The sequence below is a fragment of the uncultured Ilumatobacter sp. genome, assembly GCF_963980585.1.
Taxonomy (GTDB): Bacteria; Actinomycetota; Acidimicrobiia; order Acidimicrobiales; family Ilumatobacteraceae; genus Ilumatobacter_A.
On sequence record NZ_CAXCAM010000028.1, the window covers coordinates 23,542 to 44,915 of the forward strand.

Sequence of the window (21,374 nt, forward strand, 5' to 3'; positions counted from 1 at the left end):
CCGCAGCTTTCCAAAAAGAAAGGGTGCGGGTCAGCCCTGCGTCATCGGAGCAAGATAGGTCGTTGCGAGCTTGTCGTCGTCGCGCTCGCGCATGCCGTCGCGGGCCCGCCGAATCAACTGCCCGGTCTCGGTCTGGTGGAAGAACCAGGTTTCGAGCTGGCGCGCTCCCGTGTTGTCCGCGAGCTGGAGGCCAGCCTCTTCGTAGTACGCCCGGATGTCCTGGCTGGCCGCGATGGCCGCCGTGGAATCCCAGCCGACGTCGGCAATCGACGCGCCGCCTTCGATCTCGATGATCTTCTCGATCAGGCCGACCACGCCGTCGACATCGGCAACGCGTCCGAGCAGCGTGCGCCCGCCGGTCGCTTCGAGGTTGCGGTCGTATGCATTGCGCAGGCCGTTTGCCTCGTCGACGGCTGCGTTGAGGTCGGGGTTGTGGCGCGGCGGCATCGGACACGACGACGGCTCGGAGCCCTGTTCTTCGATCGTCTCGGGGAAGTCGACGAGCACCGGTACGTCGGTACGGGGCAGCAGGTCGAACATTGCCATCAGCACGCTCGTCTGGAATTCAGCATCGTCAGGCTTGCCGAGCGGTCGGCCGAGTGGGAAGTTCACGTTCAGGATCCGCGGTGGCTTGACGGTTTCCGCCTGGCCCCGAACGAGTGAGATGCCAACGGTGGCGAGTCCTGCCTTTTCGAACACGTGGGAGAGCACACTCACGGTGCGCGTGCAAAGCGGTCAAACCGGGGTGAAGATGACGACGTCGACGCCGTCATCGAGGAGGACCTGTGCCGCAGCGGGCCCGGAGTCGTTGATGATCGACGAGAACGTCGCGTCCAGCTGTGCGCCCATGAACGACAGGTTGTTGGTGGCGACGGACCCGATGACGCCGGCCTCGGCAAGCTCTGAGAGCCGGTCGGCGGGATACGCCGTGTTGATGTCGGCGGTGAGGCCGGAGCGATCAAAGTTGGGGGAGAAGTGGCTGAGCTGCACGTCGCGAGCAGCGGCAGGCAGCACCGTGAAAGAGGCGTCCAGCCAGAGCTTGACGTCGCCGGCGAGGCGGAGACCGGCGGTGGTGCAGATCGCGACCTTGCACTCACTTAACGGCTTGTCGAGCACCGTGGCGGTGGGAGTGAGGTCAGGGCCGGGTATTCCCGTCACGTTCGATCGAATAGTTGCGTCTGCTGACATGGACCGGACCGTAGCGTTTGCGGGCACAAGCGTCGCCACCCTGCGTTTGCGTACCCGGCAGATGTCGCCGCCGACGTGTCCCGGGTACGCAAACGATGGGGGCCGGGGATGGGTCGAGGTCGTAGGATGAGGGACCGTGAACTCCATGTCTCGGACATCCGCTCGTCTTGCCGCCATTGCTCCTTCGGCCACGCTCGCCGTTGACTCCAAGGCCAAAGCCATGAAGGCCGCCGGTGAGAACGTCATTGGCTTCGGTGCCGGGGAGCCCGACTTTCCGACTCCGCAGCACATCGTCGACGCCGCAGCCGCCGCGTGTGCCGACCCGAAGAATCACAAGTACAGCCCGGCCGGCGGCCTGCCCGACCTGAAGCAGGCAATCTGCGACAAGACCATGCGCGACTCAGGCTTTTCGTGTGCGCCGGCCAACGTGTTGGTCACCAATGGTGGGAAGCATGCGGTCTACACCGCCTTTGCAGCGCTGTGTGACCCCGGTGACGAAGTCATCTGCCCGGCGCCGTACTGGACCACCTACCCAGAGGCGATCACGCTTGCCGGCGGTGTACCCGTGGTGATCGACACCGACGCCGAGTCGGGCTTTCAAGTCACCGTGGAGCAGCTCGATGCCGCCAAGACCGACAAGACCAAGGTGTTGCTGTTTGTCAGCCCGGACAACCCGTCCGGTGCGGTCTACCCGCCCGAGTCGGTCAAGGCGATTGGCGAATGGGCCGTGGCCAACGGTGTGTGGGTGATCACCGACGAGATCTACGAACATCTGACCTACGGCAGCCATGAGTTCTCATCGATGCCGGTGTTGGTGCCCGAACTTGCCGAACAGTGCATCATCGTCAACGGCGTGGCGAAGACCTATGCAATGACAGGGTGGCGTGTCGGTTGGATGATTGGCCCGGCCGACGTCATCAAGGCGTCGACCAACTTTCAAAGCCATGCGACCTCGAACGTCTGCAACGTTGCGCAGCGCGCCACGATCGCAGCGGTGTCGGGACCGCTGGACGATGTGGTGATGATGCGCGAAGCGTTCGCTCGTCGTGCGGCAATGATGCACGAGATGCTCAATGCCATCGACGGCGTCACCTGCCCCGAGCCGCAGGGCGCCTTCTACTGCTACCCCGACATGACCGGTCTGCTCGGCCGCGACATCCGATCTTCCGATGGGACGGTCAAAACCGCGACGACGACCATCGAACTGGCCGACATCATCTTGGAAGATGCCAAGGTCGCGTTCGTTCCCGGTGAGGCGTTCGGACTGCCCGGCTATGGCAGATTCAGCTTTGCGCTCGGCGACGACGACTTGGTCGAAGGAATCCAGCGCATCGCCGATCTCGTCGGCTGATCAGGCGCTTTCGTCGGCCGCGCTGAGCTTTGTGCTCAACATTTCGACGGCGATGACCACGACGACGCCGATGGCTGCAAGCAGCAACGGAAATGCCACGTCGTCTGCCGGGGCGGACAACGTGGTGGTATTTGTGCCGTTGGGCCAGGGCCACAGGACGCGTGTCGAGCCGAGCATCAGGCCGACCATCGCGGCGATCACCCAGTTGTGATAATTGTCGAGCAGCCAGTGAAGCAGCGTCGAGAACAGTGCAAGACCGAGCACGGCACCGACCGCGAATGCGCCGAGTGAGACGACGTCGCGATCGTTGACCGCTCCGAGAACCTCGGTGTACATACCCATCATCACGAGCAGGAACGACCCGGAAATCCCCGGGAGGATCATCGCGCAGATCGCGATGGCCCCAACGAGGAAGAAGATCAGCGGCGAGCGGGTCACCACCTCCGCAGCGTCGTCGGCGACAACGGTGTCCGACTTCAATCCGAGGAGCAGGAACAGGGCAACACCAACACCGAGCATGATGGCGACGGTGGTCGCATCGATGCGGTCGAGCATTCGGATCGCGACGTAGATCGTTCCCACGACGAGGCCGATGAACAACGCTGACATCTTGACCGGCTCATCGTCGAGCAGCTGTTCCAACACCGATGAGAGCGCAGCGACAGCGACGAGGATTCCACCCAGCAGGGAAATGAGCCAGACCCACTCGATGCGAACCAGCGTCTCTTTGAACGAGGCGATGTCGCCGGTGAGGAGCTGCTTGAGTCCGCGGGCGCCGAGTCGAACGTTGTTGATCAACCGGTCGTAAATGCCGAGAACGAGCGCAACGGTGCCACCAGAAACGCCGGGCACGATGTCGGCCGCGCCCATGGCGAAACCGCGAACGACTTGTGCGACGGGAGCTGGAATGTTCACGCCGAGAGGCTAGCGATGCTGCTCAACGACAGTCGGCCACCAGTTACGCCCACCAGAGTGGGTGACGCAGGGTCAGCCCGGTTGCGACGATGAGCACCAGGCATTCGCCGACCTGCTCAACCGCACCCAGGATGTCGCCGCTGACCCCACCGAACGCCCGCCGCGCCATGATCGCGACGACAACGGATCCGCACGCTGCAGCAGCCATGAAGGGCACCATCCACCAGCCAACACTGAGTGCAGCGATCACCATTGCCGCCGTGACACCCACCGCTGCGCGCCGTGGTGACAGCGCCCGGGAAGAGTCAGCGCCGAGTCCTTCTGTGGGAACCGGCGGGGCGACCCCCATGACCGCAACCGCCGCGCCGCGGCCGAGGGTGTGCGCCGCGACCAGCGAGGCGAACGCGACTGCTGGTCCGAGCGCGGCGACGCAGGCCACCCGCACGACGATGCTGCCGCACATCGCAGCCACGCCGTAGCTGCCGTGGCGCGAGTCCTTGAGAATCTCCCGCCTCTGCTCCGGTGACCATCCGCCCATCGCGTCTGCAGTGTCGGCAAGGCCGTCTTCGTGAAAAGCGCCGGTCACAGCGACACCAAACAGCACCGCAACGGCGGCGGCGACGAGTGGCGGCACGAGCTCCATCATCGCCACGGCAACGCCACCGACGGCAGCGCCGACCATCGCGCCCACCACGGGAAACCAGGGCACGGCGCCAGCGAGATCGGGAGCCGACCGCAATCGAAGTGGTATCCGGGTCAAAAACTGGATCGCTCCGAGCAGGCCCCACGCCGGTAACCCTGACGCCGGAGCCGGTGGTCGCGGTGCGTTCATATCCAGTTCACGCGAAGAATTCACCGAAGGTCGGCACTTCGGTAATGCCGGCGCACGCCATGCGAATCAGTGGGACGGCAGCCATGGCTCCCGAGCCTTCGCCAAGTCGCATGTCGAGGTCGAGGAGGGGACGCTTGCCGAGGCGTTCGAGCAGTTTGCGGTGTCCGGGTTCCGCCGAGCAATGCCCGACGATGCAATGGTCGATCGCAGATGGCTCGACCATCACCAGCGGAAGGACTGAGGCCGCTGTGATGTATCCGTCGAGCACGACCGGAATCGAACGATGGCGAGCCGCCACGGTTGCTGCGGCAAGTGCGGCGAGTTCGGCACCTCCGACTTCGCGGAGGATTTCAATTGGATCCGTGATGCCGACAATGCGGCGTTGTGCCTGCTGGACGGCCTCGCGTTTTCGAGCCAGACCGGCGTCGTCCACACCTGTTCCTCGCCCAACCCACGATGCGGTCTCACCACCTGCGAGTGACGCGGCAATTGCCGCAGCAACCGTCGTGTTGCCGATGCCCATCTCGCCGAGGACGAGGAGGTCGCAGTCGAGGGCGTCGATGGTGTCGATGGCGATTTGGACCACGCTGTCGAATCGCTCCGGTGACATCGCCGACTCCGTGCGGATGTCGCCCGTGGGGTGGCCAACGCCGACGTCGACCGCCACCAGGTCCGCCCCGGCGGCTCGGGCAAAGGCGTTGATCGTTGCCTGGCCCTTGCTGTACGCCTGCAGCATCGAGGCGGTGACGTCAGATGGGTAGGCGCTCACATCGGCCTGTGCCACGCCGTGATCAGCAGCGAAGATCACGCCGGCCGGCCGCTCGATCACCGGCCGATCGGTCCCGTGCCACCCACCAATCCACGCTGCTGTTTCGTCGAGCCAGGCAAGTGCTCCACTCGGACGAAGGATCTCCGCAGCGCGGGCCGTGACCGCAGCGCGCGCATCGGCATCGCAGCTGGGCAGGTCGACGAGGCAGTCGTGGAGCAGCGTCATGATGAGAGTCTTTTCAAGAGGTGGTCGGCAACGGAAGGTTCCATACTCACGCCAGTCCGTCGAGGAGCGTCCAGGGATCGACGAGCGGGGTGGCTCGTCCCGCGACCAGGTACAGAGATCGATCTGCGCTGGCGACGAACTGTTGGTTGACCTGACCGTGAAGGTCGCGGTAGCTCCGGGCCATTTCGTTGTCTGGCACGATGCCGAGGCCAACCTCGTTCGTGACCACCACGACGTCGCCGGGGTGATCAACCGCCGCTCGCACGGTGCTCGTCGTCCTTTCGTGCACATCTGCTTCGTCGAGATCAGCCCACATCAGGTTCGAAGTCCACAACGTGAGGCAATCGACGATGACGAGGCCCGGAGCGGAGCGTCCGATGGCACGTACGAGATCGACTTGTTCTTCCACGGTGGCCCAATTGCCCGGTCGTTCGGCTTGGTGCCGATCGATCCGTCGATCCATGTCGTCGTCACTGCGCGGTGCCGTGGCGATGAACGTCACGGTTGCGTCATCATGGTTCTTCTCGAACCGTCGCCCGATCTCAACGGCCAAGGTGCTTTTGCCGCTCCGTGCGCCGCCGACCAGCAGGGTCAGCGACACGGTTCAACTCGCCCGCTCAGGTGCATCAGTAGTCAATGCCGCGCATGGCACGGATACCGCTTGTGTAGGCGTGCTTGATCTCGGTCATTTCGGTCACGGTGTCGGCGAGTTCGATCAGTTCGGGCGCCGCGTCGCGCCCGGTGACGATCACGTTGACGTGTCGGGGTCGGTCGGCGATCGGACCGACGATGTCCGCAATCGGGAGCCAGTTGAATGACGACAGGTAGGTCAGCTCGTCGAAGATCACCAGCTGGTGCTCGCCAGCCTGCATCAGCTCGATGGCCTTGGCCCAGCCCTCGGCGGCATGGGCGCGATCGTTCGACAGGTCATTGGAGTCCCAGGTGAAGCCGTCGCCGAAGGAGAACCAATCGACGCCGAGCTGGCGACCCATCTTCTCCTCGCCGACGTTCCAGTTGCCGGACTTGATGAACTGGACGACCGCGACGTTCCAGTCGCGAGCGAGTGCGCGAACCATCATGCCGAAGGCTGATGAGGACTTGCCTTTGCCGTTGCCGGTGTTGACGATGACGAGTGAGTCGGCGCGTCGGAGTCCGTCGGGTCGAGGGTCGTCGGTGGGCGCTGCGTCGTGCTCTGTGTCGGCCATGAGATGGGGGAGGCTACGGAGTCCGCACTACGCTGTCGAATTCTCAACACAACACGTCGTCTGCCCAGCGAAGTCCGGTGAGAATCCGGCGCTGTCCCGCAACGGTGGTCTCGAGCCTGCTCTGTACCAGACAGGGCAGATATCGAGCCTGTCCGATCGCCTGTGCATTCGATGCGACCATCACCCCTCGAGGCAAGGGAAGGTTCGCTCCCGGCGCATCGCGTCGGATGGGCCCAGCTTGTTCTCCAAATACCCCTCATCACGAGGTTGGAGGAACAATGCGTTCACAGGAACGACACACCCGCAAGAAATTCACCGGCGTCCTCATCGCGCTCGGACTCGCTGTTGCCGCATGCGGGAGCGACTCCGACTCGACGTCGGAATCAGCTGACACAGCGGCACCCGCCGAGACCGAGGTGCCAGCGGACACCGAGGCACCGGTTGGCACCGAAGCACCGCCTGAGACTCAGGCGCCGGCTGACACCGAGGCCACTCCAGAGCGCGTCATCTCGTTGAGCCCGACGCACACCGAGATCATGTTTGCCATCGGTGCAGGCGATCAACTCGTCGCGGTCGACCAATTCTCGAACTTCCCAGCCGAAGCGCTTGACCTGCCCAACGAACTTTCTGGGTTCGAGCCAAACATCGAAGAGATCGCCGCGTTCGAGCCGGACCTCGTGCTCATCGGCGGCGACTTCACCGGTCTCGGCGACCAACTTGCCGAACTTGGGATCGCCTCATGGGATGGCCCTGCAGCCGCGACCATCGAAGACACCTATGCCCAGATCGAGCAGCTCGGTGCCGCAACCGGCCATGTCGGTGATGCTGCCGAGGTCGTGAGTTCAATGCAGACCCAACTCGCCGAGACCCTTGCTGCGGCTCCCGCCACCGAGGAACCGTTGAAGATCTACCACGAAGTGGACAGCACCTACTTCAGTGCTGACAGCACGACATTCATCGGCGAGGCGTACTCGGCGTTCGGTCTCGAGAACATTGCTGATCGCGCCGAGGGTGACAACTTCGGGTTCCCTCAGCTCAACGCCGAGGTAATCATCTCGTCGAACCCCGACCTGATCTTCGTTCCGTGTGGCAACTTCTGCACGACCACGGCTGACGACGTCGGCGCTCGCCCGGGTTGGGATGCCATATCTGCTGTCCAGAATGGCAACGTGATCGAGGCCGATGAGGACATCGCCTCGCGTTGGGGCCCACGGATTGTCGAGTACTACGCCGCCGTTGCGGCCGCCATCCAGCAGGCAGCCGTTGCGGTCTAAGTGACAGGAACGATGTGAGTTGATCTGATGTCCGGCGAACAACACGACACCCGCTGGTTTGCCGCGGGCGGAGTGTTCGTGTTGTTCGCTGTCGTCATCGGGGTCTCGATCGGGCCGGCCGGCCCCGACTGGTGGCGTGTCCCGCTCGAACTGGTCAACCGGCTGCCGTTGATCGATTTCGAGACCGGGGTCAGCGACGCCGACTGGGCAATTGTCTGGAAGGTGCGAATGCCCCGCGTGGTGCTCGGCGGCTTGGTCGGAGGCATGTTGTCCATCGCTGGCGCGTCCTACCAGGGCGTCTTCCGTAACCCGCTGGTCGACCCTTACCTGCTCGGTTCGGCAGCCGGCGCCGGGCTCGGTGCCACGATTGCCTTGACCATCGGTCGTGACGCCACATCGACGTGGCCGATTGACCCGGTCCCGACCATTGCGTTCATTTTTGCCCTGGCCACGGTGATGGTCACCTACACCGTCGGTGCCGCCTTCGGCGGTTCTCGATCCGGTGTCACGCTGGTGCTCGCCGGTGTCGCGGTCGTGTCGTTTACGTCGGCGATGCAGACGTTCATCTTGCAGCGCAACGTCGAAGTAATCCGCGAGGTCTTTCGCTGGATCCTTGGCAGCCTCTCACGAGCCGACTGGGGCGACGTCTGGTTGGTGATCCCCTACGTGACCGTGAGCACGGTGGTGCTGCTGCTGCATCGGAGGCACCTCGACGTGTTTCGCGTGGGCGATGAGGAAGCGGCGACACTTGGCGTCTCGGTGGCCCGGACGCGCCTCGTCATCGTGATCGCGGCCACATTCGGCACCGCCGCCGTGGTGTCGGTGAGCGGCCTGATCGGGTTCGTCGGCCTCGTGGTGCCGCACATCGTTCGGATGGTCGCTGGCGCGGGGTATCGACGGGTGCTGCCGCTCTCCTTGATGGGTGGGGCCGGCTTCTTAATCCTTGCCGATGTGCCCGGTCGCATGATCGCTCGCCCAGCCGAGACACCAATCGGGGTCGTGACGGCCTTTATCGGTGCGCCCTTCTTTCTGTACCTGCTGCGGACGCGGAGGATCGGAGCATGAGCACGCTCACCCTGGTCGATGTGGGTGTGAAGTACTCGCGCCGTTCGGCGTTCGCGCTGACAGGTCACTCCGACACTGTCGTGTCGGGGGAGTGGCTCGGGTTGATCGGCCCGAACGGTGCTGGCAAGTCGTCGCTGCTGAAAGCAATTGTCGGACTCGTGGGCCACACGGGCGAGATCCTGATGGACGGCGTCGCCCTGAGTTCGATGAGCGATCGAGAGCGTGCTGGTCGCGTTGCGTATGTGTCGCAGGATCCACTGATTCCCGATGACATGACGGCTCGCGAGTACGCGCTGCTCGGGAGGACGCCCTACATCGGATACTTCGGCTCGCCGTCGCGTCGCGACCGAACGATCGTCGACGACGTGCTCGAACGGCTCCGCCTCGGAGAATTCGCGCACCGCATGATGGGAGAACTGAGTGGCGGCGAGCGCCAGCGGATCGTGCTCGCTCGTGCACTTGCGCAGCAGGCGCCAATCCTGCTGCTCGACGAGCCCACCTCGGCACTCGACATTGGTCATCAACAGCAAGCGCTCGAGTTGGTCACGGAACTCCGTCAGACCGAACAGCTCACCGTCATCTCAGCATTGCACGACCTCACACTCGCTGGCACCTACACCGATCGCCTGACGATGCTGCACCACGGCGCCGTCGTGGTGTCCGGCAGCGCCGAAGATGTGCTCACCGCCGAACGACTCGGCGAGATCTATCACGTCTGTGTCACCGTTGAGCACGATGAAGGCCAAGTGATCGTGGTCCCGCGGCGCGGCTTCCCGGCCTGAGTGGGAGCACACGATGATGGATGGAGGACGATGCGTCCGCTGATGGTGCTTGGCTGCACGTCTGATGCCGGCAAGTCGCTGCTGGTGACAGCGCTCTGTGCCTGGTTCCGGCGCGAGGGAGTCCGGGTCGCTCCGTTCAAGGCGCAGAACATGTCCAACAATGCGCGCGTCGTGGCGACTGATCACGGCTCTGGCGAGATCGGCGTGGCGCAATGGCTGCAAGCGCGCGCTGCGGGCATCGAGCCGGACGTCCGGATGAATCCTGTTCTGCTCAAGCCCGAAGCTGACACGCAGAGCCAGGTCATCGTTCGTGGCCAAGTCGATCGAGCGCTGACCGACACGCCGTGGCAAGCACGCCACGACGCGCTGTGGGCCCCGATGGCATCGGCATTCGATGAGCTCAGGGCTGACTTCGACCTCGTGGTCATCGAGGGAGCGGGAAGCCCGGCCGAGATCAATCTGGTCGATCAGGTGAACAACCGCATGGTCGAGTACGCCGATGCTGGGGCCTTGCTGGTCAGCGACATCGATCGCGGTGGCTCGTTCGCCCACCTGTTTGGCACGTGGTCGCTGGTGCCCGATGCAACCCGTTCCCGGCTGGCTGGATTCGTCCTGAATAAGTTCCGGGGTGACCCGTTGTTGTTGGCTCCCGGCCCCGACCGGCTCACTGCAATGACGGGCATGGTCCACGCCGGAACGGTCCCGATGCTGTCGCACCGCCTGCCGCAAGAAGAAGGGGCGAGCGAGCACACCGACGCGCCGATCGACGCTCCCGTTGTGGCCATCCCTCGACTGCCGTTCGGGTCCAACCTTGACGAGTTCCATGTGCTGAGCCACGTTGCGAATGTGCGGTGGTCTGCCGACCCGCGGTCGATCCTCGGGGCGGACGTCGTGATCCTGCCGGGCTCGAAGCACGTCGCCGCCGACATGGAGTGGATGCGCGAGCAGGGCCTTGCCGACGCTGTGGTGCGGGCTGCGGACGCGGGCATGCCGATCATCGGAGTGTGCGGCGGGGCGATGATGCTCGGCGATCGACTCGATGATCCTCACGGTGTCGAAGGTAGGCGTCACGGGACCGGCGGTCCGACCCGCATGCTTGGCCTCTTGCCGCTCCGGACGACGATGCAGCCAAAGAAGCTTGCCGCTCATGTGGCCATCGACTTCAACCACGGTGATGCAGGACGCCAGACCTACGACGGCTACGAGATCCGCAACGGGGTCGTGGACGGTGGCGACGACCTGGTGGTTGCGACGTCGCCCAATGGTCCCGTCGCGTGGCAGTTGGGGAACGTCACTGCGACCACGGTGCACGGATTGTTCGAACACCCTGTCTTCATCGAAGCAACATTGGGAGTGGTCGCGCGCGATGTGCTTGACGAGACGTTCGTGCAACTGGCCGATGCCGTCGAAGCGCACCTCGACACGAACTTGTTGCGCCGCCTGACGCAGTCGTCCTGATTCGTTCAGCCGGTCGGCTTGAGTGACAGGACCTCGACGCCGGACTCTTCGTCGGCCATCCGCCTGTCAATGTCGACGAAGTAGCGGACCAGGGCGCCGGTCTCAGGATCGAACTCCAGATCGAGCGTGGCATAGCCCTCATCGATCACCATCTGCACGGCGGTGAACAGCGACAACATGGTGGCGGGGCCGGGGTCGAAGAACGCGTCATCGGTGAGCGCGACATGCTCGGTGACTTCGCCGTCGACGACGGTGTCCGACCACTCCTGCTGCGGACAGAAACAGAGCTGCTGGGTGACGATCGTGTAGGACGTGAGGCCCTGAGCGTTCCAGAGAGCGACAGCGGCATCGAGCTGAGCCTGGGCCTCGGCTGGGTCCAGGCCGCTGTCACCGACCGGCGGGTCGGTCACCGCAACTGCCGTGATGGGGGGCGCGGTTGATGGTGCGACCGTCGCGTTCGCCGCAGAATTGGGCAGGGTGTCGATTGGCGCTGCGTCATCGGATCCGCATGCAGCGAGAAGGGCGGCGAACGCAACGACAAAGGGGAACGCGCGTCGGATCATCTGTGTTGGACGCTTCCCGAGCGGTTGGAGTTCCCATCAGCGATTGAGCCCATGGCTGCAGACTCAGACCTTCTGCATCGGTGTGAGCACACCGGCGGGGTAGCGCACCTCGATTGGGTCGCCCGACCGAATGGGGCCACCAGCGACGACGACGCCCATCACGCCCGTTCGCCCGACTTGCTCGCCTGGCCGGCCGTAGCGTTCGCCGTCGACGAACATCATCTTCAACACGCCGTCGCCGACATTACGAATCTGCTTGCACGGGTTGCGCAGGCCGGTGAGCGCCACCAGCGCAGTGTCGCCGAGACGCAGCATCGAGCCGACCGGTAACCCGACCAGATCCAGTCCCGTCGTCGTGACGTTCTCACCAAGCTGACCGGGCACGACCTGGTGGCCCGCCTCGACCACTTCGTCGAGCAATTCGGACATGACGAGATGTACCTGCCGGAGATTCGGTTGGTTGGGATCTGCAGCGACGCGTGATCGGTGCTTGACCCGTGCGCCCAGATGGGCATCGCCCTCGACGCCAAGTCCCGGGAGCAGCGTGACCGCGTCAACGGTCTGCTTGGAGAACGTGTGCTCGCCGCTGCGATGCACGGCGAGTACAGATCCGGAAAGGTCAGGCGATGCGGCAGGCATTGGCTCATCGTAGAAGTTCTACGCTGTCAACATGACGGAGATCTCGGCCCAGAAGCACGACAGCTATCCAGGCTTCCCCGGTGTTGAGCGATATGGCGCTGAGCGTTCACCCGAGGACGAACGGGCCCACCGCAAAGAGATGTGTGCCCTGGGGTACCGGATCTTTGGTGCCCAACGATGGGGGCAACTCGGTGACGGCCACGTCTCGGCACGCGATCCGATCCTCACCGATCATTTTTGGCTCCTCGACTGGGGTGTGGCGTTCAGCGCGGCGACGCCTGATCGGTTGGTCTTGGTCGGCCCCGGTGGCGATGTCATGGACGAAGACGGCAACCCGACCGGTGCGGTGAATACGGCCGGATACAACATCCACGCTCCTTTGCTGGAGGCGCGACCCGATGTCGTGAGCGCCTGTCACACGCATACCGCATATGGCACGCCATGGTCGGCCAACGTCGAGCCGTTCCGAGCGCTCAGCCAGGAGTCGACCGCGTTCGTCTTTGACCAGGCGCTGTTCGACGACGAAGAAGTCGAGGTCCTCTCGGTCGAGGGCGGCAAGCGCATTGCGGCCGCGATGGGCGACGCGAAGTTCTGCATTCTTCGCAACCACGGATCCTTGACGGTCGGCCGCACGGTCGAAGAAGCGGTCGGATGGTTTGTGATGGCAGAGCGGGTCGCCGAAGTGCACGTGAAGGCTCCCAACGGCAAGGCGATCTCCGACGGAGCCGCCGCCGTTGCCGCCGCCACGATGTCCACCGATCTCACTGGGTGGCGGGTCTTCCAGTGGCTCCGCCGGAGTGTGCTCGACGGCTGACGCAGTGGTGCCGCTCGGTCATGGAACGCGCGATATGCCGCGACGGTGATGCCGAGCACGAAGAGCCCCAGCCAGCCGTCCTCGGTCTTTTTAGGTACAACACGGCCCTCCAGAGCGCGGAGACTCGCCCCGCTTCACCGCGCCTCGCTCAGTAGTCGATTGCTGCGAACTCGCGCAGCTTGCTCATGCGATGCCGCGCATCGATCATGCGGACCGTGCCGCTGCGTGAGCGCATCACGAGGCTCTGTGTGCGGGCGCCGAGATTGTCGAAGCGCACGCCGCGCAGCAATGCCCCGTCGGTGAGCCCGGTGGCGGCGAAGAAGCAGTTGTCACTCGTGATCAGGTCGTCCTGCATCAGAATGCGATCGAGGTCGAACCCTGCATCGAGCATCGCGGTGCGCTCGTCGTCGCTCTGCGGGAGAAACTGGCACTGAATCTCGCCGTCCATCGCCTTCATCGCCGCCGCGGAAACAACTGCCTCGGGGGTGCCGCCGATGCCCATGAGTACATCGACGCCGGCGTCGGGCCAACAGGTCGCGACGGACCCGTAGACGTCACCGTCGGTGATCAATCGGATGCGGCACCCGCTGGAGCGCACCTCGTCGATCAACTCGGCGTGTCGTGGGCGGTCAAGGATGACACATGTGAGATCGCCGATCGCCTTGCCGGATGACTTGGCGATCCACCGCAGGTTCTGTGTGGGGCTGGCCGTGATGTCGATGGCCCCAACGGCGTTCGGGCCGACGGCGATCTTGTTCATGTAATACGAGGGCCCGGGATCGAGCATCGAGCCACGATCCGCCACGGCGATCACGGACAGGGCGTTGGTCTTGCCGAGTGCGGTGAGCGTCGTCCCGTCGATCGGATCGACGGCGACATCGACTTCCGGCTGGCTGCCGTCGCCGACTTCCTCGCCGTTGTACAGCATCGGAGCATCGTCTTTCTCGCCTTCGCCGATGACGACGGTGCCGGTCATCGCGACCGTGGAGAGCGACAGTCGCATCGCTTCGACCGCCGCGCCGTCGGCGGCGTTCTTGTCTCCGCGGCCGACCCAACGGGCAGCAGCGAGGCAGGCAGATTCGGTGGCTCGTACGAGCTCCATGGCCAGGTTGCGGTCGGGGTTTTCGCGTTCGGACATTTCCGCACAGTAGCGAGCGTGGCAGTGACGACCCAGCCGGTCGGCTGCTCGGGACATCGGCTGGGGACATTTGGTCGCGTGGAGTCCGGCCGGTTGGGGTGTGTCAGGGGCGTAGATTCGCACAGGTGCATGTGCCGATCGAACTGCTCACCGCTGGACGTGACCTGACTGAGCCGACATTGTCGCCGGATGGCAGCAGGGTGGCGTTCGTGCAGCGGTGGCGCGGCGCTGCCTCCATCATGGTGATCTCGCCGGATGGCGGCGCAGAGCGTCTCTTCTCCACGGGCCCTGACCCGGCGCCGGGCCGGGGAATGGGTGGGGGGTGCTTCTGCTGGCATCCCAGCGGACTGGGAGTCGTCTACGCAGCGGTCGACGGTGAGATCTGGTGGCAGCCGATCGGTGGTGCAGCGGTGCAACTCACTGCGCTCGGTCGTGAGTGCCGGGCGCCGAACGTGGCGCCAAACGGCGAGTACTTCGTGTTCGCCGTCGACGATGCCGAGGTATGGCAACAGGGAATGGATGTCGACGTGCGCGCGGTTGCGCCGGTGCGTTTCGACAACGGTTCCGACTCGTTCTGTTTCGACCCAGTGGTGTCACCGTGTTCGTCCACCGTGGTGTGGCAGGGGTGGAGCCCGCCGGACATGCCATGGGACGGCGCTGGTGTGGTGACCTGCACGGTGCAGTCGGGCGAATTATCCCGGTGGCAACCACGCGATGCAGCAGTACAGCAGCCGCGTTTCGTGCCCGACGGGGCCCGGGTGTGGGTCGACGACGCAAGCGGCTGGCTCAACGTCCGCATCGACGGTGAGTCGGTTCTCGCCGAGTCGGCAGAACAAGCCGGCCCGACGTGGGGAATGGGCCAGCGCAGCTTCGTGGTCAGTCCGGATTGTTCGCATGTGGCGTTGTGTCGCAACGAAGGCGGCTTCGGACGCCTCGTGGTCGTCGACCGCTCATCCGGCCGGGTGACCAACGTCGGCAAGGGTGGGCACGGTCAGCTCACCTGGGTCGGCGACACTCTCGTCGCCCTCCGATCGGGCGCGGTGACACCCACCCAAATCGTGGCCTATGACCTCAGCGATCTTTCTGTCAAACCGGCGCGGACGGTGCTCGCTGTCGGTCCGGCCGCAGGGTGGGACCAATTTGAGCTGCCCGAGCCCTCAGTGATTGAGGTCGACGGCTTGCACGCCCGTCGGTACGCAGCCGGAGCGGGACGGACGCTCGTCTGGGTGCACGGGGGCCCGACCGACCAGTGGCAGGCTGATTTCCGTCCGCGCATCTCGTATTGGTGGAGCCGTGGATGGGACGTCCTCGTGGTTGACCCGCACGGCACGACCGGCCACGGCCGGGACTACCAGCGTGCGCTGAACGGACAATGGGGTCGCCTCGACGTGGACGACACCGCTGCGCTGATCCGCCATGCGCATGCCGAGGGTTGGGCAACGCCCGAGACAACCGTGGTCATTGGCGCCTCATCGGGTGGCCTGACGGTAGTGGCGATGCTTGCTGATTACAGCGAACTCGTCGCCGCAGGGGTGACGTCCTACCCCGTCAGCGATGTGCGTGCGCTCGCCGAGGTGACCCACCGTTTCGAAGCGCACTACACCGACACCCTGGTCGGCGACAGCACGGACCAGGAGCTTTTCGTCGAACTCTCGCCTGTCAACCGCGCCGAACAGATCACCAAGCCGCTGCTGGTCTTTCACGGCAGCGAGGATCCGGTGGTGCCGCTCGAACAGAGTGAACGACTCGTCGAGTGCGCGGGCGATGTCGTGACGCTCGTGGTCTACGAGGGTGAAGGACACGGATTCCGCGATTCGGCCAACACGCAAGATGAGCTCAAGCGGACAGCAGCGTTCCTGAGAGATAGCGTGCCCACGTGGCATTTGTAAGCAAAGGCGGCGGCGCAGAGCAGCAGAACGAGACCGCGGGTATCGGTGATCCGATCGACTTCGATCCGTTTGACGACGCCGTGGTCAAAGTGCACTACGACGTCACCGTCTGGAACTTCGATCAGCAGGCCGAGCTGTCTGAAGCAATGGCCGAGGCGTTCATCCCGCACGGTTGGGATGGCACCGAGCTGGTCGTGCCTGAGACGCATGAAGAGCGCGTCGACGTCATTTTCGAGCGACTCGAGCAGGAACTCGGCCCGTTCCCCATCGTCCTCGAGGAAGATGCCGAGTCGACCGAGTTCAATCTCGATGAGTGGACCGACGCCGACCGCAAGGTCCTGACCGAGTCACTCATCGAATCTGAGGTGCCGTTCCGATGGGAGGGCGCCACTGTCGTGGTTGCCGCCGATGCCGAGGATGCCGTCGATGATCTGCTTGACGCAATTGAAGCCGGTGAGCTGATGACGGCCGACGAATCAGGTGCGAACGAGCCGCCGCAGGGAACGCTGAGCACCATCTTCCTCGCTGCCGACAAGCTTGCCAAGGACCCGATCGACGCCAAGTCGCGCAAGCAGCTCATCGAGCTGAACGCCATCATTGATAAGAAGCATCCGCCTTACGCTCTGGCGCCGCGCACCTGGGTTGGCGCGGTTGCGGGGGTCGATCGCATCGTCAAGCGGATCATGGTTGACGCTGACGGGCACGGCGACAGCGACTCTGATGTGATCGAGTTGGCCCAAGAACTCCGTTCGTTGCTCCGCCCGTACGTCTGAACTTATCTCCGTGCTCCTTGCCGAACTCGAGATCTGGCACACACGGCCAACGGTGCCGACGCGACGTGTCGCGCTCGGTCACATGGTGCTCCCGGTCGACCCTGCTCCAGGGTTCGGCGGCCTCCTCATCGGTGCGGTGATTGCCGCGCACCTCGGTGGCATCGATGATGATCAGATCGGTGATGTCCACCGGCTGATTAACGAAGTAGGTGACGGTCAACGTGTGGTCCAACCGCGACTGCGGCACCGATTCCAGATCGACCGGCACGGCCTCGCCGTGAGTCACCATCGGTTGGTCGGCGACGGCGACGAGATCCACTTCGATTTCAACAGCATCGGCACGGACCTCAGTCAAGTGCTCGGTGCGGTGTATGCCGCCGAGCGCCTTGCGCCGGAGCACCGACGTGGTGTGCTGGACGTGCTACAGAAGTCGGCGCGTTGGCGTGGACCAATTGGCGCCTCATTCATCGCCCACCTTGCCGGGTCGCAGACCACCACGCTGGAAGCAATGGCCGATCCGCTTGGCTGGGCGCTGGGCATTCTCGGATTTGAACTCGGGAGCAAGAAGCCCTCGAACCGTGAGGTCACCCGAGCATTCCGGGTCCAGATGCGCGAAGTGCACCCCGACCACGGTGGCGCGGACATCGACGCGGCCAAGGCGATGAGTGATCTTGCCGAAGCCCGCCGGATTCTGTCCGCGAAAGACTGACAGGGATTGACGGGGCGCACTGTGGCCGCGCCGAGTGTGCTGCTGTATCCGGGCGCGGGTTCGGACAGCAATCATCCTCGACTCGTGGAAATCGAAGCCGAGCTCGGCCGGTCAGCCCGAGTCGATCGCCACGATTTTCCCTATCGCAAAGCGGGCCGCAAGGGCCCGCCCGACCGGGCGCCAAAGTTGATGGCATCGATCCGCGGCGACCTCGCGAAGATTGCTCGCCGCCGGAGCCCTCTGGTGCTGGGCGGCCACTCGATGGGTGGACGCATGGCATCGATGGTTGCCGCCGATGTCGACGGTGAGGGTGGGATCAAGAATCTCGCGGGGCTGGTGCTCCTCGCATATCCGCTGCACCCTCCGAAAAAGCCCGACAAGCTCCGCGTGGAACATTTTCCCGACATCACGGTTCCCTGCCTGTTCATTTCGGGAACGCGCGACGACTTCGGAACCCCCGACGAGCTTGAACGCTGGACGGCGACGATGACGGGCTCGGTGGAACACGTCTGGCTCGATGCTGCCCGCCACGACCTGAAAGGTCGCGACGCTGAAATTGCGGCACACGTGGTCACGTTCGTGGCCCGCATCACGGCGTGACGACAGCGCTGCGATTCAACAGCGCGCGCTAACTCGTGATGATCAGGGTTGCGTCCTCGGGGTTCATTTCTTCGAGTTCGCGGTGCGCTGTCTCGGGATACGAGGTGAGGACGATGATGGTGACGACCACTTGTGCGATCGCCATCATGCCAATCACCGAGCTGTACGACCATCCTCGGTCAACGAGTTGACCAGTGCCGAGGAGTCCGCCGATCCCACCGATCAGTGCAAGCGCGGTGATGATGCCTGCCGCGCGGCTGCGGTTGCCGGTCGGGAACAACTCGGTTCGATACACAGCCATCGCGGGAAACGCCATGCTTCCCGTGATCCCGGCCAAGAACGAAAACAGCCACAACAACGGGCCGCCGAAGGAGAACGCGAGGACAACCATCAGCGTCGAGAACGGCAGGACGACGGCGATCAACGGTTTTCGGCCGCGCGTATCTGCAAAACGACCGCCAATGAGGAGGCCGAGGGCGGCCGGAGTGCCGACAACCAGGGAGAAGATGCCGATCGTCGTGGCGTCCCAGCCTCGCACGTCGCTCAGGTAACTGTTCTGGAAGAAACTCGCGGGCGAAATGAAGATGTTTCCAATGAATGCCACGGCGCCCAGCAGTGCCAAGCGCCTGCGATCGAGACGTGGCGCATGGGCATGCGGGTCGCGTTCGGTCGCCGTGAACCGGCGTGTCTCGGGAAGTCGACGGGTGAGGTCAAGGGCGACGACGCACCAGATCACCGAGACGACATAGACGTAGCGCCAGCCACTCGGCCCGAGGTCGGCGAGCGCCAGCGACGACACCGCAATGCCGGCGCCGAAACCGCTGGCCATCGCCAACACGCTGATCGCGAAGGCTCGGGTGTTCTTCGGCATTTCCTCCGCAGCGATCACGCCGATGAGGAACGACAGGGCAATGCCCATCGGGCGGCCGAGTGTTTGGGACGCGACGAGCACCGGAAAGCTCGGTGCAAGCGCGCCCATCAACGACAAAATGGGAGCGATCCATGCGACGGCGACGATGACGCGGCGACGCCCGATGCGGTCTGCGAGCACCGCAGCGGGCAGCGCGAAAATGATGCCGGCGCGGACGATCGCCCCGGCGTATCCGACACCCGCATCACCGACCCCAAAGTCGTCCGCTGCAAACTCCGCCGTCTGGGTGAAGAGCGTGTTCACAAATGCGGCACTCATCGACGCCGCAGCGAGTAACCCGATGACCAACACCTGTGTCGTATCAAGGCGGTCCGGCGGTGACCAGAAGCCACGATGTGAAATTCGGCGACGGATGACCTGGCCGACCGGCAGCTTGAACAGCCAACCAAACCACGGGATGGTGAGCCGATAGGTGGTCGTCTCGGTGATCGTTTCCTCGGATCGCTCGACCACACGCCGATAGCTCGAGAACGGACCATGTTTCTGCAGGTAGACGGCATCATCGTCGTCTGAGCGAACCTCAAGGACAAGGTCATCACGAGGTTGCTCGATCGTTGCGACGTGTTCCGCGTCGTCGGGCCAGGTTCGGGTCACCATGGTCCCACCTGGTCGCACAGCGGGAGCATACTGGTGCCTGTGAATCCAGATCCGGTGAGTGAGAAGTTCGTGGTGCGCGGCAGCGGCCCGATTAGCGGATCGGTGTACGTGCCCGGCGCCAAGAACTCGGTCCTCAAACTGATGGCGGCAACGCTGCTCACCGATGGCACCTTCGAACTGACCAACGTGCCCGACATCGTCGACGTCACGATCATGGGGGAGTTGCTCGCCGAACTTGGGGTCGAGATGCTGCGCCCTGCTCCCGGCCAACTCCTCCTCACCGATACCGGCGACATCAATCCCGTCGCACCGTACGAACTCGTCGAGAAGATCCGGGCCTCGATCAACGTGCTCGGCCCATTGCTCACCCGATGCGGCGAGGTTCGTTTGTCGATGCCGGGTGGCGACGACTTTGGAGCCCGGCCCATCGACATGCACGTGAGTGGTCTCGAAGCGATGGGCGCCGAGTTTAAGTTCAGCCACGGATACCTCGAGGCGCGCTGCGAGCGGTTGCACGGTGCCGACATCACCTTCGACTTTCCGTCGGTCGGCGCCACCGAGAATCTGATGACCGCAGCCGTCTTCGCCACGGGGCGGACCACGATCGACAACTGTGCTCGTGAACCCGAGATCACCGACCTCTGCAACTTTCTGGTGGCGATGGGAGCCAACATCTCAGGCATTGGTACATCGACGCTGGTCATCGAGGGTGTCGAACGCGACGAGCTGCATCCGATTAGTCATCACACCGTGCCGGACCGCATTCAAGCGGCTACGTATCTCGCCGCCGCCGCCGTGTCGAACGGCGAGCTCGATGTGCTGGGCATCCGACCGGATGACATGACGATGCTGCTCGACCGCTTCGCCGATATGGGATTGCAGATGAGCCCCGTCGAGATGGCTGGACACACGGGGCTCCATGTCGCTGCCCCCGACCGGCTCCGGTCGATTGACGTCGCCACGCTGCCGTATCCCGGCATCGCCACCGACTACAAGCCGCTGATCATCACGATGCTCTCGGTTGCCGACGGCGTCGGGATCGTCACGGAGAATCTGTACCCGGGGCGTTTCCGCTACGTCGAAGAACTGCAGCGCCTCGGGGCCGACGTGAGCACGACCGGCCATCACGCGGTGATTCGCGGCGTGCCGCGTCTGTCGGGTGCGGAAGTGAAGGCGCACGACATCCGCGCTGGTGCTGCGATGGTTGTTGCCGGACTCGCTGCCGAAGGCGAGACGATCATTTCAGGCGTGCACCACATCGACCGCGGCTATGACGACCTCGTCGGCAGGTTGAGCGCTGTTGGCGCCAGCATCGAGCGGATCCCGGGCTGAGTTTCAGCGCGCATCGCAGCGTTGAGAGGCCGCTACTGTCGCGAACATGAGCCGTGAGCCGAGCGTGAGCGAATCGGCCCAGTTCGGCTTCCGGCCATGAGCAACGAGTGGGATGACGTTGCTGTCGGCTGGGACGACGACGAGGCCGTGCGCTCGTACACCGCGGCCGCGCACACTTCGCTGCTCGCAGTACTCGCCAGTGCTGACAAGAGCCTTGATGGCGCCAAGGTCCTCGACTTCGGGTGCGGGACAGGTCTGCTGGAGCTGTGAGGAGTGATTCGTGAACACACCGGCTTTGCCAGTGAGGGGGCGCCCTCGCACGTTT

23 protein-coding genes are annotated in these 21,374 nt (G+C 64.2%); 12 read left to right on the plus strand and 11 right to left on the minus strand.

Annotation, left to right across the window (positions count from 1 at the left end; genetic code table 11):
- Positions 1 to 30: 30 nt before the first annotated feature.
- Both ACH2DW_RS10250 and ACH2DW_RS10255 read right to left on the minus strand, forming a co-directional pair.
- Entirely contained in the window at positions 31 to 717 is a 687-nt protein-coding gene (locus ACH2DW_RS10250) for a hypothetical protein (RefSeq protein WP_394929648.1), read from the minus strand.
- An 18-nt stretch (positions 718 to 735) separates the two neighbouring features.
- Positions 736 to 1,188 (minus strand): hypothetical protein, encoded by a 453-nt coding sequence (locus ACH2DW_RS10255; protein ID WP_394929649.1) that lies wholly within the window; start codon positions 1,186 to 1,188, stop codon positions 736 to 738.
- A gap of 145 nt (positions 1,189 to 1,333) precedes the next feature.
- Between ACH2DW_RS10255 and ACH2DW_RS10260 the strand changes: the two genes are divergently transcribed.
- Positions 1,334 to 2,539 (plus strand): pyridoxal phosphate-dependent aminotransferase, encoded by a 1,206-nt coding sequence (locus tag ACH2DW_RS10260; protein WP_394929650.1) that lies wholly within the window; start codon positions 1,334 to 1,336, stop codon positions 2,537 to 2,539.
- Here ACH2DW_RS10260 and ACH2DW_RS10265 read toward each other — a convergent pair whose 3' ends face one another.
- Genes ACH2DW_RS10265 through cobO form a run of 5 tightly spaced genes read right to left on the minus strand, consistent with a single transcriptional unit; the run spans position 2,540 to position 6,485 of the window.
- Positions 2,540 to 3,454, minus strand: a complete 915-nt coding sequence (locus ACH2DW_RS10265; RefSeq protein WP_394929651.1) for a DUF368 domain-containing protein — start codon at positions 3,452 to 3,454, stop codon at positions 2,540 to 2,542.
- Positions 3,455 to 3,497: 43 nt separating this feature from the next.
- Entirely contained in the window at positions 3,498 to 4,286 is a 789-nt protein-coding gene (gene cobS, locus ACH2DW_RS10270; RefSeq protein ID WP_394929652.1) for an adenosylcobinamide-GDP ribazoletransferase, read from the minus strand.
- A gap of 7 nt (positions 4,287 to 4,293) precedes the next feature.
- The gene (gene cobT / locus ACH2DW_RS10275; RefSeq protein WP_394929653.1) at positions 4,294 to 5,280 is read right to left on the minus strand and encodes a nicotinate-nucleotide--dimethylbenzimidazole phosphoribosyltransferase; all 987 of its coding nucleotides are present in this window, start codon (positions 5,278 to 5,280) and stop codon (positions 4,294 to 4,296) included.
- 46 nt (positions 5,281 to 5,326) lie between these two features.
- Positions 5,327 to 5,881, minus strand: coding sequence for a bifunctional adenosylcobinamide kinase/adenosylcobinamide-phosphate guanylyltransferase (locus ACH2DW_RS10280; RefSeq protein WP_394929654.1), 555 nt, complete (start codon positions 5,879 to 5,881; stop codon positions 5,327 to 5,329).
- Between the two features lie 25 nt (positions 5,882 to 5,906).
- Entirely contained in the window at positions 5,907 to 6,485 is a 579-nt protein-coding gene (cobO, locus tag ACH2DW_RS10285) for a cob(I)yrinic acid a,c-diamide adenosyltransferase (protein WP_394929655.1), read from the minus strand.
- A 278-nt stretch (positions 6,486 to 6,763) separates the two neighbouring features.
- Here cobO and ACH2DW_RS10290 point away from each other — a divergent pair, with 278 nt between their 5' ends.
- From ACH2DW_RS10290 to ACH2DW_RS10305, 4 genes are read left to right on the plus strand one after another with little or no spacing between them, the layout of a single operon-like run.
- On the plus strand, positions 6,764 to 7,759 hold the full coding sequence (locus ACH2DW_RS10290) for an ABC transporter substrate-binding protein (protein WP_394929656.1): 996 nt from the start codon (positions 6,764 to 6,766) through the stop codon (positions 7,757 to 7,759).
- A 27-nt stretch (positions 7,760 to 7,786) separates the two neighbouring features.
- Positions 7,787 to 8,824, plus strand: a complete 1,038-nt coding sequence (locus ACH2DW_RS10295; protein ID WP_394929657.1) for a FecCD family ABC transporter permease — start codon at positions 7,787 to 7,789, stop codon at positions 8,822 to 8,824.
- A complete protein-coding gene (locus ACH2DW_RS10300) occupies positions 8,821 to 9,606 on the plus strand; it encodes an ABC transporter ATP-binding protein (RefSeq protein ID WP_394929658.1) in 786 nt (261 codons plus the stop codon). The genes ACH2DW_RS10295 and ACH2DW_RS10300 overlap by 4 nt, the downstream gene beginning before the upstream one ends.
- A 30-nt stretch (positions 9,607 to 9,636) precedes the next feature.
- The gene (locus tag ACH2DW_RS10305; protein ID WP_394929659.1) at positions 9,637 to 11,064 is read left to right on the plus strand and encodes a cobyric acid synthase; all 1,428 of its coding nucleotides are present in this window, start codon (positions 9,637 to 9,639) and stop codon (positions 11,062 to 11,064) included.
- A 5-nt stretch (positions 11,065 to 11,069) separates the two neighbouring features.
- On the opposite strand, the gene ACH2DW_RS10310 is transcribed toward ACH2DW_RS10305, so the two are convergent.
- Together ACH2DW_RS10310 and ACH2DW_RS10315 are read right to left on the minus strand one after the other, a co-directional pair.
- Positions 11,070 to 11,627: a DUF6174 domain-containing protein gene (locus ACH2DW_RS10310; protein WP_394929660.1), complete on the minus strand. Its 558-nt coding sequence runs from the start codon at positions 11,625 to 11,627 to the stop codon at positions 11,070 to 11,072.
- Between the two features lie 63 nt (positions 11,628 to 11,690).
- A complete protein-coding gene (locus tag ACH2DW_RS10315) occupies positions 11,691 to 12,266 on the minus strand; it encodes an MOSC domain-containing protein (protein WP_394929661.1) in 576 nt (191 codons plus the stop codon).
- Between the two features lie 31 nt (positions 12,267 to 12,297).
- On the opposite strand from ACH2DW_RS10315, the gene ACH2DW_RS10320 reads away from it, so the two are divergent.
- Entirely contained in the window at positions 12,298 to 13,080 is a 783-nt protein-coding gene (locus ACH2DW_RS10320; protein WP_394929662.1) for a class II aldolase/adducin family protein, read from the plus strand.
- A gap of 148 nt (positions 13,081 to 13,228) precedes the next feature.
- On the opposite strand, the gene glpX is transcribed toward ACH2DW_RS10320, so the two are convergent.
- Entirely contained in the window at positions 13,229 to 14,218 is a 990-nt protein-coding gene (glpX, locus tag ACH2DW_RS10325; protein WP_394929663.1) for a class II fructose-bisphosphatase, read from the minus strand.
- A 125-nt stretch (positions 14,219 to 14,343) separates the two neighbouring features.
- On the opposite strand from glpX, the gene ACH2DW_RS10330 reads away from it, so the two are divergent.
- The 4 genes from ACH2DW_RS10330 to ACH2DW_RS10345 are packed head-to-tail and all read left to right on the plus strand — an operon-like array spanning position 14,344 to position 18,189.
- Positions 14,344 to 16,107 (plus strand): S9 family peptidase, encoded by a 1,764-nt coding sequence (locus ACH2DW_RS10330; RefSeq protein WP_394929664.1) that lies wholly within the window; start codon positions 14,344 to 14,346, stop codon positions 16,105 to 16,107.
- A complete protein-coding gene (locus ACH2DW_RS10335) occupies positions 16,095 to 16,880 on the plus strand; it encodes a hypothetical protein (protein ID WP_394929665.1) in 786 nt (261 codons plus the stop codon). Before ACH2DW_RS10330 ends, ACH2DW_RS10335 begins: the two co-directional genes overlap by 13 nt.
- Positions 16,881 to 16,890: 10 nt before the next feature.
- Positions 16,891 to 17,589: a J domain-containing protein gene (locus ACH2DW_RS10340; RefSeq protein WP_394929666.1), complete on the plus strand. Its 699-nt coding sequence runs from the start codon at positions 16,891 to 16,893 to the stop codon at positions 17,587 to 17,589.
- Between the two features lie 21 nt (positions 17,590 to 17,610).
- Positions 17,611 to 18,189, plus strand: coding sequence for an alpha/beta family hydrolase (locus ACH2DW_RS10345; protein ID WP_394929667.1), 579 nt, complete (start codon positions 17,611 to 17,613; stop codon positions 18,187 to 18,189).
- A 28-nt stretch (positions 18,190 to 18,217) separates the two neighbouring features.
- Here the strand turns inward: ACH2DW_RS10345 and ACH2DW_RS10350 are convergent, their stop codons facing one another.
- Entirely contained in the window at positions 18,218 to 19,717 is a 1,500-nt protein-coding gene (locus ACH2DW_RS10350) for an MFS transporter (protein ID WP_394929668.1), read from the minus strand.
- 39 nt (positions 19,718 to 19,756) lie between these two features.
- On the opposite strand from ACH2DW_RS10350, the gene murA reads away from it, so the two are divergent.
- Entirely contained in the window at positions 19,757 to 21,049 is a 1,293-nt protein-coding gene (murA, locus tag ACH2DW_RS10355; RefSeq protein WP_394929669.1) for a UDP-N-acetylglucosamine 1-carboxyvinyltransferase, read from the plus strand.
- 96 nt (positions 21,050 to 21,145) lie between these two features.
- On the plus strand, positions 21,146 to 21,319 hold the full coding sequence (locus tag ACH2DW_RS10360; RefSeq protein WP_394929670.1) for a hypothetical protein: 174 nt from the start codon (positions 21,146 to 21,148) through the stop codon (positions 21,317 to 21,319).
- Positions 21,320 to 21,374 lie beyond the last annotated feature (55 nt).

Excerpts from the sequence above, each read along its gene's own strand:
- ACH2DW_RS10255 (WP_394929649.1), bottom strand. The coding sequence starts at position 1,188 with ATGTCAGCAGACGCAACTATTCGATCGAACGTGACGGGAATACCCGGC.
- ACH2DW_RS10260 (WP_394929650.1), top strand. The coding sequence starts at position 1,334 with ATGTCTCGGACATCCGCTCGTCTTGCCGCCATTGCTCCTTCGGCCACG.
- cobS (WP_394929652.1), bottom strand. The coding sequence starts at position 4,286 with ATGAACGCACCGCGACCACCGGCTCCGGCGTCAGGGTTACCGGCGTGG.
- cobT (WP_394929653.1), bottom strand. The coding sequence starts at position 5,280 with ATGACGCTGCTCCACGACTGCCTCGTCGACCTGCCCAGCTGCGATGCC.
- cobO (WP_394929655.1), bottom strand. The coding sequence starts at position 6,485 with ATGGCCGACACAGAGCACGACGCAGCGCCCACCGACGACCCTCGACCC.
- ACH2DW_RS10290 (WP_394929656.1), top strand. The coding sequence starts at position 6,764 with ATGCGTTCACAGGAACGACACACCCGCAAGAAATTCACCGGCGTCCTC.
- ACH2DW_RS10295 (WP_394929657.1), top strand. The coding sequence starts at position 7,787 with ATGTCCGGCGAACAACACGACACCCGCTGGTTTGCCGCGGGCGGAGTG.
- ACH2DW_RS10300 (WP_394929658.1), top strand. The coding sequence starts at position 8,821 with ATGAGCACGCTCACCCTGGTCGATGTGGGTGTGAAGTACTCGCGCCGT.
- ACH2DW_RS10305 (WP_394929659.1), top strand. The coding sequence starts at position 9,637 with ATGCGTCCGCTGATGGTGCTTGGCTGCACGTCTGATGCCGGCAAGTCG.
- ACH2DW_RS10310 (WP_394929660.1), bottom strand. The coding sequence starts at position 11,627 with ATGATCCGACGCGCGTTCCCCTTTGTCGTTGCGTTCGCCGCCCTTCTC.
- ACH2DW_RS10315 (WP_394929661.1), bottom strand. The coding sequence starts at position 12,266 with ATGCCTGCCGCATCGCCTGACCTTTCCGGATCTGTACTCGCCGTGCAT.
- ACH2DW_RS10320 (WP_394929662.1), top strand. The coding sequence starts at position 12,298 with ATGACGGAGATCTCGGCCCAGAAGCACGACAGCTATCCAGGCTTCCCC.
- glpX (WP_394929663.1), bottom strand. The coding sequence starts at position 14,218 with ATGTCCGAACGCGAAAACCCCGACCGCAACCTGGCCATGGAGCTCGTA.
- ACH2DW_RS10350 (WP_394929668.1), bottom strand. The coding sequence starts at position 19,717 with ATGGTGACCCGAACCTGGCCCGACGACGCGGAACACGTCGCAACGATC.
- ACH2DW_RS10360 (WP_394929670.1), top strand. The coding sequence starts at position 21,146 with ATGAGCAACGAGTGGGATGACGTTGCTGTCGGCTGGGACGACGACGAG.